At 66.2% G+C, this 10,454-nt stretch carries 15 protein-coding genes; all 15 read left to right on the top strand.

All coding sequences use genetic code 11. The features are described 5' to 3' along the window. Positions 1-466: hypothetical protein (locus BN1969_RS11975; RefSeq protein WP_207642596.1), on the top strand; the 466-nt coding region annotated here is incomplete at its 5' end. Continuing rightward, positions 450-911, top strand: coding sequence for a hypothetical protein (locus tag BN1969_RS11980; protein ID WP_147577096.1), 462 nt, complete (start codon positions 450-452; stop codon positions 909-911). The genes BN1969_RS11975 and BN1969_RS11980, both read left to right, overlap by 17 nt. 5 nt (positions 912-916) lie before the next feature. Beyond that, a complete protein-coding gene (locus tag BN1969_RS11985) occupies positions 917-1,450 on the top strand; it encodes a hypothetical protein (protein WP_050624507.1) in 534 nt (177 codons plus the stop codon). 21 nt (positions 1,451-1,471) lie between these two features. Continuing rightward, on the top strand, positions 1,472-1,909 hold the full coding sequence (locus BN1969_RS11990) for a hypothetical protein (RefSeq protein ID WP_050624508.1): 438 nt from the start codon (positions 1,472-1,474) through the stop codon (positions 1,907-1,909). A 160-nt stretch (positions 1,910-2,069) separates the two neighbouring features. Continuing rightward, entirely contained in the window at positions 2,070-2,474 is a 405-nt protein-coding gene (locus BN1969_RS17590; RefSeq protein WP_077138757.1) for a hypothetical protein, read from the top strand. 222 nt (positions 2,475-2,696) lie between these two features. Continuing rightward, positions 2,697-2,978 (top strand): YabP/YqfC family sporulation protein, encoded by a 282-nt coding sequence (locus BN1969_RS12000; protein WP_050624509.1) that lies wholly within the window; start codon positions 2,697-2,699, stop codon positions 2,976-2,978. A 15-nt stretch (positions 2,979-2,993) separates the two neighbouring features. Next, the gene (locus tag BN1969_RS12005; protein WP_050624510.1) at positions 2,994-4,226 is read left to right on the top strand and encodes a sporulation protein YqfD; all 1,233 of its coding nucleotides are present in this window, start codon (positions 2,994-2,996) and stop codon (positions 4,224-4,226) included. A gap of 22 nt (positions 4,227-4,248) precedes the next feature. Further along, a complete protein-coding gene (locus tag BN1969_RS12010; RefSeq protein WP_050624511.1) occupies positions 4,249-5,133 on the top strand; it encodes a PhoH family protein in 885 nt (294 codons plus the stop codon). A 121-nt stretch (positions 5,134-5,254) separates the two neighbouring features. Continuing rightward, positions 5,255-5,977, top strand: coding sequence for an rRNA maturation RNase YbeY (gene ybeY / locus BN1969_RS12015; RefSeq protein ID WP_082203575.1), 723 nt, complete (start codon positions 5,255-5,257; stop codon positions 5,975-5,977). A 176-nt stretch (positions 5,978-6,153) separates the two neighbouring features. Beyond that, positions 6,154-7,212: a YeiH family protein gene (locus tag BN1969_RS12020; RefSeq protein ID WP_050624512.1), complete on the top strand. Its 1,059-nt coding sequence runs from the start codon at positions 6,154-6,156 to the stop codon at positions 7,210-7,212. 58 nt (positions 7,213-7,270) lie between these two features. Further along, positions 7,271-7,576, top strand: coding sequence for a hypothetical protein (locus BN1969_RS12025; protein WP_050624513.1), 306 nt, complete (start codon positions 7,271-7,273; stop codon positions 7,574-7,576). 12 nt (positions 7,577-7,588) lie between these two features. Next, positions 7,589-8,485 (top strand): GTPase Era, encoded by an 897-nt coding sequence (gene era / locus BN1969_RS12030; protein WP_050624514.1) that lies wholly within the window; start codon positions 7,589-7,591, stop codon positions 8,483-8,485. A gap of 85 nt (positions 8,486-8,570) precedes the next feature. Continuing rightward, on the top strand, positions 8,571-8,750 hold the full coding sequence (locus BN1969_RS12035) for a hypothetical protein (protein WP_050624515.1): 180 nt from the start codon (positions 8,571-8,573) through the stop codon (positions 8,748-8,750). Between the two features lie 59 nt (positions 8,751-8,809). Next, positions 8,810-9,580, top strand: coding sequence for a DNA repair protein RecO (gene recO / locus BN1969_RS12040; protein ID WP_050624516.1), 771 nt, complete (start codon positions 8,810-8,812; stop codon positions 9,578-9,580). Between the two features lie 233 nt (positions 9,581-9,813). Continuing rightward, a partial coding sequence (locus BN1969_RS18275) for an undecaprenyl-diphosphate phosphatase (protein WP_187120350.1) occupies positions 9,814-10,454 on the top strand: 641 nt, incomplete at its 3' end.

Genomic DNA, 10,454 nt, shown 5'->3' on the forward strand with positions numbered 1-10,454 from the left:
GGCGGGGGAGCTGTGCATGCTGTGCCAGTGTCTGCTTCTGGGGCGGGGGCGGGCGCGCCGAAGGCTGGCCCTTCTGGCCGGGGCCGTCCTGCTCCTGCTGGCGGTCTGGCTGGGGGGCGGCGCCCTGCTGGAGACGGCGGGCCTGGGCTGGCGGCGGTGGGTGTCCGGCGGACTGGTGGCGGCAGCTGCCATCGCCGCGGCTGCGCTGGCCCTCCTCCTGCCCCGGGAGCTGCATACGCTGCTCCCGGGGGCAGAGAGCCTGGGCAGGATCTGCTCCTATCTGACTGTGCTGGTGCTGGCGGCCTGTCTTGGGCTGCTGTCCATGCTGGGGCTGTGGAGGGATCGGGTCAGGGAGTGGGAGGGGCAGACCGTGGTGGCGGAGTACAGCGGCATTTTCCGGGAGACTGGATACCGTTATGTAAACTGGTTCGTCCACGGGGAGCAGGTCTATGTGTGGGAGGACTGAGACAGTGGAGCGGCGGCGGATGGTCCGGACCCTGGCGGGGGCGGCGGCGGTCCTGACAGTCCGGTACGGGGGCGGCTTCCTGCTGGCGCTGGCCGGCCTGGGCTGGCGGTGCTGGGTCCGAAACCTGATGGTGCTGGCACTGTGCGTCCTCCTCTTCCAGGGGATCTGGTATGGGCTCCAGGTCCTGGGGGAGCGCCCCCGGGTCCGGGGGCGCTGGCCGGAGATCGTCCTGGGTCTGGCCGGCGGCGCGGCTCTGGTGGGGCTGGCGCTCTTCCTTCTCCTGTTCGTCTTTTTCCTGCGGGATTATGACCGAGTCAGCGAGTGGGAGGGACAGGCTGTGGTGGCGGAGTACAGGGGGATCGACCGGGGGAGCCATCAGTGCCCCAGGGTCTGCCGATATGAAAGCTGGCTCCTCCGGGGGGAGGAGCTGGGGCCCGGGAGGTGACGGGGATGGACACTGTGAGCTGGCTCAGCTTTTTTACCGCCTCCGGCCTGGGGGCGGCCCTGGGGGTGCTGTCCCTGACGGCGCTGGGGGCCTGCCTGTATCTGAGAGCCCCAGGGCAGAGGCGGCTGGCCATCCTGGCCGCGGCGCTGGGCTGTGTGCTGGTCCTCCAGTATGGGGGCGGTGCCCTGCTGGAAGAACGGGGGCTCTTCTGGCGGGGGTGGGTCCAGACCGCCCTGTCTCTGACCGGGGGCGGGCTGGCGGTCCTCCTGCTGGCAGGGACCATCCGGGGCCTGGGGGCGCTCTGCCTGGGGAAAGACTGGGTGACAGCGGTGTGCGTCCTGGGCTGTGCGGCAGCCCTGCTGGGGGCGGCCGCCTGCGCCGGAGCGGGGCTTGTGGGAAGCGGCGGGAGAGAACAGGTGGTCCGCCTGGCGGGAGAGACCCTGGTGGTCCGGGATGCGGATCTGCTCCACCAGGTGGGATGGCGTTATGTAAATTTGTTCGTGCATGGAGAGCCCCTGGCCTGTTGGCGGGTCTCATAAAAAGAGAGGAGGAACACAGCGATGAACGCAGCGGAAATGAAGAGGGCGGCGGGCCGGGCTCTGGAACTGGGGCTGGCGGCAGTGCTGACCGTCCCCGTGGTCCTGGTCATACTGGCGGCCGCGGCGGCGGTGGTGTGGCTGTGGGCGAGCCGCATGCTGCCCCAGCCGGTCTATGAGCCGGAGACCTTCACCCAGGCCCGGTGGGAGGAGCTGGATGACCGGGGCGTGCTGGTAGACAGCCTGCTGGAGCAGTACGACGGGCTGGAGGGCATGGACCTGGCGGAGGTGCAGGCCCTGCTGGGGGAGCACCCCTATACCCGGGAGGACCCGGAGGTGGGGATGTACCGGGACGGCTACTACATCGGCGCGGGCCGGGAGAACAGCGGCCGGGAGGAGGTCATGGTGCTCCAGTTCCGGGACGGGGAAGTGATCCGGGTGGAGTTTGAAGACGCCGGCTGACCGGAGGGGGCGCCTTCCGCCGGACCGGTCCAATGGGACGGAGGGGCAGGCCCCGCCCTACACAGAGGCCGGAGGGCGGTGCACAGGGCCCGATGAGGGAATTGAACCCTGCGGAGAAAAACGGGCCCCGAAGAAACGGCCGCCCCTTTGGGGGAGACCTATGGAAGGACAAAAGCGCCAGGACACAGAAAGGACGAATGACGTGGGGGACGGATGGATGAACTTGGGGAGCCTGCTGCTGGGCCTGACCGCCTGGGGCATCCCAGCGGTGTATTTCTCCCGGAGAAAGCCGGGCGGGGACCGGGCAGGGCTGGCCTGTCTCCTCAGCATGGCGGCCTGCGCCGGGGCCCTGTTTTTGCAGGTCCTCTACAACAAGCATCTGGTGGAGCTCCAGGACTGGTCCGCCCTGATGGACACCAGCGGAGCGGTGGCCTGGGTGTCCGCCCTCCTGCTGGCGGTGACGCTGATCCTTGACCTGTTCTGCCTGTGGGCGGAGGGAAAGCTGAATGGGGAGGAGCGGGGCAAGGGCGGCCCGGAGGAGCCGGAGATACGAAGGGAGGCGTGAGGCGGCGCTCTGGCCGCCCATCCCGCGCCGCCGCTCCCATGAACAGAGAGAAAAAGACGGCCAGCAGCCCCGTGGGACTGCTGAGGACAGCCGCCGCCCGGAAACCGGGCGGCGGCTGTTCCTGTCCGGGACTGCCCGCCCTGCTGGGGTGGGGCCGGCGCGGAAAAATCGGGTACAACTTTTCCCATCCTCCCTCATACACATAAGCAGAGGTGATGCGCCATGGAGAAAAAACCGCGCCGGGAGGGGCTTTTGGAAAAGACGGCAGAGCTGTTCGATCTGCCTGCAGACGCCCTGGCCGGACTGCCCAAGGTGGAGCTGGTAGGGGACCGGGAGCTGCGGATCGAGAACCACCGGGGCATCCTGGCCTACGGAACGGAGGAGATCCACGTCAGCGGCGGGGCCTTCGTCATCCAGATCACCGGCCAGGGGCTGGAGCTGCGGGCCATGACCGGGCTGGAGCTGCTCATCACCGGCCGCATCGCCGGCATCCAGCTGGCCTGAGGGGAGGGAACGCGCGTGCAGTGGATCGTGAACCGGCTGCGGGGGGAGCTGCGGGTGGTGGCCCGGGGGCCCTTCCCGGAGCGCCTGATGAACGTGTGCGCCCAGAATGGGATCTCCTTCTGGGCCCTGGAGTGGCGGGATGGGCACACCCTGTCCATGACGGTGCGGCAGGAGGACCGGAAGCAGCTGTGGAAGCTGGCGGAGCGGGTGGGCTGCACTGTGGAGACGGAGGGGAGCCGAGGCCTGCCCGCCTTTTTGGCCCGCTTCCGCACCCGGTATGCCTTCCTGGCGGGGTTCGCACTGTCCCTGGCAGCGGTGTGCATCCTGTCCAGCTTCGTGCTCACCATCCAGGTGACAGGGAACGAGACCGTCCCCACTGGGGTGATCCTCAGCGAGCTGCGGCGGCTGGGGGTGCGGCCCGGGGCATACGGTCCGGCCCTGGAGCGGCGGCAGATCGCCGAGGAGGCCCTGCTGTCCCTGGATGAGCTGTCCTGGATGTCCCTGAACCTCCACGGCACCCGGCTGGAGGTGCAGGTGCGGGAGGCGGTCCAGCCCCCCGAGCTGACCCAGGAGGAGGGCCACTACCACGTGGTGTCAAAGGCGGACGGCATCGTGACCCGGGTGGAGACCATGGACGGGGAGGCGGCGGTGAAGGAGGGGGATACAGTGACGGAGGGGGAGATCCTCATCAGCGGCACGGTGAGCATGGAGCCCCCCATGTACAGCGACCAGCCGGTGCGCTACTACCAGACCCACGCCCGGGGCCGGGTGGAGGCCAGGACCTGGCGCACCCTCACCGCGTCCATCCCGCTCACCGCCCAGGTCAAGGCGTACACAGGAGAGGAAAAAAGCCGCTTTACCCTGACGGTCCTGGGATATCCCGTGGAATTTTATCAAAACGCTGGCATTTCCTGGCCCTGGTATGATAAAATAAGTACAGTGTACCAGGCCGGGCTGCCCGGCGGGCTCACGCTCCCCCTGTCCTGGACAGTGGAGCGGTACCGGGCCTATGAGCCCGTCCAGACGGAGGTGGACCGCACCGCCGCCCAGACTCTGCTGGAGGAGCGCCTGCTGGCGCAGCTGAAGGAGCAGATCGGGGAGGAGGGCCGGGTGGTCTCCACCTACTACACCGCCCGGGCGGCGGACAGCTGGCTGGAGGTCACCCTCACCGCCGAGTGCCGGGAGGAGATCGGCCGGGAGGTGCCCGCGGCACCGGACGCCGGAGACAGCGCCCCGGAACAACCATAACAAGTAAGGAGATTTCCTGCAAATGACAGAACAGAGCATCAGCCTGGAGCGGCTGGAGGAGACCATCAACGTGTTCGGCTCCTTTGACGAGAACATCCGTATCATTGAGGGCGAGATGGAGGTCTCGGTGGTGAGCCGGGACTCCATGCTGAAGGTGAGCGGCGAGAACGCGGAAAACGTGATGTACGCGGTCAAGGCCATCGAGGCCCTCATGTCCCTCTCCTCCCGGGGGGAGGCCATCAACGAGCAGAACGTGCGCTATATCATCCAGCTGGTCCGCAGCGGCAACGAGAGCCAGATCAGCCAGCTGGCGGGGGACGTGCTGTGCGTCACCGCCAAGGGGCGGCCCATCAAGGCCAAGACCCTGGGACAGAAGAAGTATGTGGAGGCCATCAAGAAGAACGTGGTCACCCTGGGCATCGGCCCCGCCGGCACCGGCAAGACCTATCTGGCGGTGGCGGCGGCGGGGGCCGCCTTCCGGGCCCAGGAAGTCAACCGCATCAACCCCACNCTGGGCGCGGAGACCTACAACAAGTATCTGGAGCGGGGGAACATCGAGGTGGCCCCCCTGGCCTATATGCGGGGCCGCACCCTGGACGACAGCTTCATCATCCTGGACGAGGCCCAGAACACCTCCCGGGAACAGATGAAGATGTTCCTCACCCGCCTGGGCTTCGGCTCCAAGATCGTCATCACCGGCGACATCACCCAGATCGACCTGCCCGCGGACAAGGTCTCCGGCCTGCGGGAGGCTATGCGGGTGCTCAAGGGGGTGGAGGACATCTCCATCTGCCGCCTGACGGAGAGCGACGTGGTCCGCCACGTGCTGGTCCAGCGGATCATCAAGGCCTATGAGGAGGACGAGGAGCGCCGCGGTCCCAAAAAGGACAGGCGGGAGCGGCCCTGACCTCGGGCATTCCAAAGAGGTCCCGCCCTGAGGAGCCCCCGCGCAGGGTGCGCGCGCCCGCCGGGAGAAACGATGCAGCGGGAGGAAGAGATACGATATCCATCAATGGAGGCGGGTACAAATGATATTCAATGAACGGCTGAGGCGCCTGCGGAAGGAGCGCGGTCTGACCCAGGTGCAGACGGCAGAGCATCTGTCCATCGCCTGGCGGAATTACCAGCGCCTGGAGAAGGATGGGAACGCCCCCAGCTTTCTCACCTTTGTGAAGGCGGCGGAGTTCTTCGGCGTCTCCCTGGACTATCTGGCGGGCCGGACCGATGCGCGGGAGGTCAACCGGGGGACATGTCCTCCGGCGGGGCCGGAGCACCGGATCATCCTGGAGGCGGAGGTGGAGGCCCCGGACACTGTGGAGCCCCTGCTCCGCCGGGTCATCTCCGCCGCCCTGGAGGCGGAGGGGATGGACCTGCCCTGTGAGATCAACGTGCTCCTCACCGACGACGAGGGCATCCATCAGGTGAATCTGGACATGCGGGGGGTGGACAGGCCCACCGACGTGCTCTCCTTCCCCATGTTCGACCTCTCTCCGGGGGAGAAGCCGGGGGAAGAGCACGAGGACCCGGACACCGGGCTGGTGCCCCTGGGGGATATGTGCATCTCTCTGGAGCGGGCCGCCGCCCAGGCGGAGGAGTACGGCCACAGTGTGGAGCGGGAGCTGAGCTATCTGGCGGTCCATTCTGTGCTCCATCTGCTGGGCTATGACCACATGGACGAAGGCCCCATGAAGGCCCAGATGCGCCGGCGGGAGGAGCACATCCTGGAGGGGCTGGGCATCCGCCGGGGATGAGAGGCCACGTCCCGCGGGGAAGCGGGAGAAAATGTCCCGCCGGGCCCGGAGGGGATTGCGCGGGGCGGGCCGGTGTGGTACAATAAGCAGTCCCGCAGAGGCGCACCGGCCCGAAATGCCGGAGAGGCCGGCGGCCGGCCGCGGGAGACAGAAAGAGAGATCTAGGAGAGAAAGAGATGAATATTTGGCAGAAAAGGGCACCCGGAGTGCTGCTGTGCCTGGCGGTGGCACTGCTGGCCTGGTTTTTGGTGGAGCTGGCCCCGGCTCTGGAGATCGTGGGCAGCGCGGTGCTGGCCATCCTGTTCGGCATGGTGCTGTGCGCGGTGATGAAAAACAAGGACAAGGTGAAGGACGGGGTGGCCTTCACCTCCAAAAAGGTGCTCCAGTACGCGGTCATCCTGCTGGGCTTCGGCCTGAACCTGCGGAAGATCGGTGAGGTGGGGCTCACCTCCCTGCCCATCATCCTGTCCACCATCGCCACCTCCCTCATCGTGGCCTTCCTCATGAGCCGGGCCCTGCATATGCCCGGGAAGATCGCCACCCTCATCGGCGTGGGCTCCTCCATCTGCGGGGGCTCCGCCATCGCGGCCACCGCCCCGGTGATCGAGGCGGACGATGAGGAGATCGCCCAGTCCATCTCGGTGATCTTCCTGTTCAATGTGCTGGCGGCCCTGATCTTCCCCACCCTGGGCGGGGCCATCGGGCTGAGCGACACCGGCTTCGGCCTGTTCGCCGGCACTGCGGTGAACGACACCTCCTCCGTCACGGCGGCCGCCTCCACCTGGGACACCCTGCACAACACCGGCGGCGCGGTGCTGGAGTATGCCACCATCGTCAAGCTGACCCGCACCCTGGCCATCATCCCCATCACCCTGGCGCTGGCCCTCTTCCGGGTGCGCCAGGCGGAGAAGGCCGGCGGGAAGAGCGGCGTGAAGGTGTCCGCCAAGTCGGTGTTCCCCATGTTTATCCTGTACTTTGTGCTGGCCTCCGTCATCACTACGGTGGTCACCGCCGTGCTCTCCGGTCCCGCCCTGGCGGGGGCCAATGAGCTTTTCTCCCTGCTCAAGACCCTGAGCAAGTTCTTTATCGTCATGGCCATGGCGGCCATCGGCATCAACACCGACGTGGTCAAGCTGGTGAAGACGGGAGGCAAGCCCATCCTGCTGGGCTTCACCTGCTGGGCGGCCATCACCTGCGTCAGCCTGGGCATGCAGCACCTGCTGGGCATCTGGTAAAGGACCTGCGCCCGCCCGTCAGCGGGCGGCGCTCCATGAAAAACAGGGAGGGAAAACGATGCTCGCCAACTTTTTTGTCCTGTGGCTCCTGCTGGCTGTTGGCGGCGGATTTCTGCTCTTTTTCGGCGGGCTGCTGGCCTCCTGGATCGGGGAGGAAATGGTCTGCTTTCTGCTGGCCACCGCCCTCCTGGCCCTGGCCGGGGCGCTGATCATACAGCTGCGGGAGCGGCTCCAGCAGACCCGGCGCCGGCTGGAGGAGGAGACAGACCGGCTCCGCCGGATGGAGGAGAAGCTGGACCAGCTGCTGGAGCGGGGAACGGATCATAAGGCGGAAAGTGCTCACACCGCCGGAAAAGAAAGTTGAGGAACAAACGCTATGTCCATCAAAAAATCGGGAATGATCTCTATTGTAGGCCGCCCCAACGTGGGCAAGTCCACCCTGACCAATGCCCTGGTGGGGGAGAAGGTGGCCATCGTCTCCAACAAGCCCCAGACCACCCGGAACCGGATCTGTGCCATTCTGAACCGGGGGGAGAGCCAGTTCGTCTTTCTGGATACGCCGGGCCTGCACAAGGCACGCACCCGCCTGGGGGACTACATGGTGAACGTGGTGAAGGAGAGCGTGGCCGACGTGGACGCGGTCATGCTGCTGGTGGAGCCCATCCCCAATGTCGGCGGCCCGGAGGCGGAGCTCATCGCCCGCATCAAGACCCTGGGCTGCCCCTCGGTGCTGGTCATCAACAAGGTGGACACCCTGGAGCACAAGGAGGAGCTGCTGGAGGTCATCCAGACCTACGGGCAGGCCCATGAGTTCACCGCCGTGGTCCCTGTCTCGGCCAGGACCGGCGAGGGGGTGGAGGAGCTGCTGGACGTACTGGACGGGTTTCTGCCCCAGGGGCCCCAGCTCTTCCCAGAGGACATGGTCACCGATCAGCCGGAGCGCCAGATGATGGCGGAGATCCTGCGGGAGAAGCTGCTGCTCTGCCTGGACAAGGAGATCCCCCACGGCACCGCCGTGGAGATCACCAAGTTTTCCGAGCGGGATGACGAGGTCATCGAGATCGACGCCACCATCTACTGCGAGAAGAACAGCCATAAGGGGATTATCATCGGCAAGGGGGGAGCCATGCTAAAAAAGGTGTCCTCCCTGGCCCGGCAGGACATGGAGCGATTCATGGGGACCAAGGTGTACCTCCAGACCTGGGTGAAAGTAAAAGAAAATTGGCGCGACAACGTGAATCTGATCCGCAACTTCGGATACCGGGATGAGTGAGGGAAAAGACCGGGCCTAAAAATTACCGCGCATGTTTTCCACTGGAGATGCCAGCCTAAGCAGCAGAGACAGGAGGGCAAGACAGATGGAACAGAGCGGATTTTGGAACTTCTTTTTTGCCACCGGACTGCCCCAGGCCTATCTGGCGGCCCGGCTGAAGGAGGGGGAGGAAGTGGTCTTCCCTCCCATGCCCCCTCCCGGAGCGCCGGGGGGCGGGACTCTGCCCCCGTCTGTGCCGGGCATGATGGACAAAAAGGATATGTGAACTGCCCGGCCGGCCCGCCCTCGGCGGACCGGCCGGAGATACATAGAGGAGCGGACGAGATGCATATGCGCACCAAAGCGCTGGTCCTCCGTGCGGTGGATTACAAGGAGTCAGACAAGATCCTGACCCTGCTGACCCAGGAGAGCGGGAAGCTCACCGCCTCGGCCCGGGGCTGCCGTAAGAAGGGGAGCCCGGTGGCCGCCGGGGTCCAGCTGCTGGCCTGGTCGGACCTGGTGCTGTATGAGTACCGGGGCCGCTGGACCGTGAAGGAGGCGGCGGTGGAGCGGGAGTTTCTGGGGCTGCGCCGGGATGTGGAGAGGCTGGCCCTGGCCTGCTACTTCGCCGAGGCGGCGGAGGCGCTGGCGGTGGAGGACGTGCCGGCGCCGGAGCTGCTCTCCCTGGTGCTCAACAGCCTGTACGCCCTGGACCAGATGCCCCAGAAGCCCCTGGCCCTGGTCAAGGCGGCCTTTGAGCTGCGGCTGATGTGCGCTGCGGGCTATGAGCCCATCCTGGACGGCTGCGCCGTCTGCGGCGCGGAACGGCCGGAGGAGCCCCGCTTCCACCTGCGGGAGGGGGCGCTCCACTGCGCCAAATGCCGAGGCGGTGTGGGGGAGGGGATCTCCATGCCGGTCTCGCCCCCCGTCCTGGCCGCTATGCGGCATGTGGTCTGCGGGGACGCCCGGCGGCTGTTTTCCTTCCGGCTGGACAGCGGGGCCCTGGAGGAGCTGGCCGGGGTGAGCGAGGCGTATCTGCTCACCCAGCTGGAACGGGGCTTCCGCACCCTGGACTTCTATAAGCAGATGACCCTGCCGGCCGGGCCGGACAGGTGAGAGGGACGCTGTCCGTTCGGACGGACAGCGTCTTTTTTCCATCCGTCCAGCCTGGGCCGGACGGGGCCTCTCCTGCATGGAGGGGAAAAGACGAGAAGTTGACATAAGTTTGGAGGAAAAAGACTGGAATTCCCTCCCCGCTTGTGCTAATATAATAAAGTGCCTGTTTCCGGAGGAGGGGACTCTTCCGGGGAACGGGACAGAGTATGACAGTTTCACGGAGGTACATCGTTTTGACCTATTGGATGTCGATCTTGATGGGGATCCTGCAGGGGATCGCGGAATTCCTGCCCATCTCCAGCTCGGGCCACCTGGCCCTGTTCCAGCACTTCTTCGCCATGGAAAACGTGGAGGAGTCCCAGATGTTTTTCACGGTGCTCCTGCACTTTGCCACCCTGATCGCGGTGTGCGTCTACTACTGGCAGGACATCATCGACATGATCCGGGAATTTTTCCTGGGCATCCGGGACCTGGCCTCCAGGGGACGGCGGGGCCGGGAGAAGCTGCCCCCCGCCCGGCGGCTGGTGCTGCTCATCATTGTGGCTACCCTGCCCCTGTTTGTGGTGCTGCCGATCAAGGATCTTGTGGAGGGGGCCATGTCCAACGTGACCTTTGTCTCTTTCGCCCTGCTGGCCACCGGCTTCATCCTGTTTTTCTCCGACCGGATGGCCCGGGGGCGGAAAACGGAGCGGACTGCCACTGTGCTGGACGCCCTTCTGGTGGGCTGCGCCCAGGCGCTGGGCACCCTGCCCGGCATCTCCCGGTCCGGCATCACCATCTCGGCGGGGATGCTGCGGGGCTCTGACCGCACCTTTTCCGTCCGGGTCTCCTTCCTGATGAGCCTGCCTGCCGTCTTCGGCGCCCCCCCGCTGGG

The organism is Clostridium phoceensis (genome assembly GCF_001244495.1).
Lineage (GTDB): Bacteria > Bacillota > Clostridia > Oscillospirales > Oscillospiraceae > Lawsonibacter > Lawsonibacter asaccharolyticus.

Coding starts and splice junctions, on each gene's coding strand:
- BN1969_RS17590 (WP_077138757.1), top strand. CDS start 2,070: ATGGAAGGACAAAAGCGCCAGGACACAGAAAGGACGAATGACGTGGGG.
- BN1969_RS11990 (WP_050624508.1), top strand. CDS start 1,472: ATGAACGCAGCGGAAATGAAGAGGGCGGCGGGCCGGGCTCTGGAACTG.
- BN1969_RS11980 (WP_147577096.1), top strand. CDS start 450: ATGTGTGGGAGGACTGAGACAGTGGAGCGGCGGCGGATGGTCCGGACC.
- BN1969_RS11985 (WP_050624507.1), top strand. CDS start 917: ATGGACACTGTGAGCTGGCTCAGCTTTTTTACCGCCTCCGGCCTGGGG.
- recO (WP_050624516.1), top strand. CDS start 8,810: ATGCATATGCGCACCAAAGCGCTGGTCCTCCGTGCGGTGGATTACAAG.
- BN1969_RS12025 (WP_050624513.1), top strand. CDS start 7,271: ATGCTCGCCAACTTTTTTGTCCTGTGGCTCCTGCTGGCTGTTGGCGGC.
- era (WP_050624514.1), top strand. CDS start 7,589: ATGTCCATCAAAAAATCGGGAATGATCTCTATTGTAGGCCGCCCCAAC.
- BN1969_RS12020 (WP_050624512.1), top strand. CDS start 6,154: ATGAATATTTGGCAGAAAAGGGCACCCGGAGTGCTGCTGTGCCTGGCG.
- ybeY (WP_082203575.1), top strand. CDS start 5,255: ATGATATTCAATGAACGGCTGAGGCGCCTGCGGAAGGAGCGCGGTCTG.
- BN1969_RS12000 (WP_050624509.1), top strand. CDS start 2,697: ATGGAGAAAAAACCGCGCCGGGAGGGGCTTTTGGAAAAGACGGCAGAG.
- BN1969_RS12035 (WP_050624515.1), top strand. CDS start 8,571: ATGGAACAGAGCGGATTTTGGAACTTCTTTTTTGCCACCGGACTGCCC.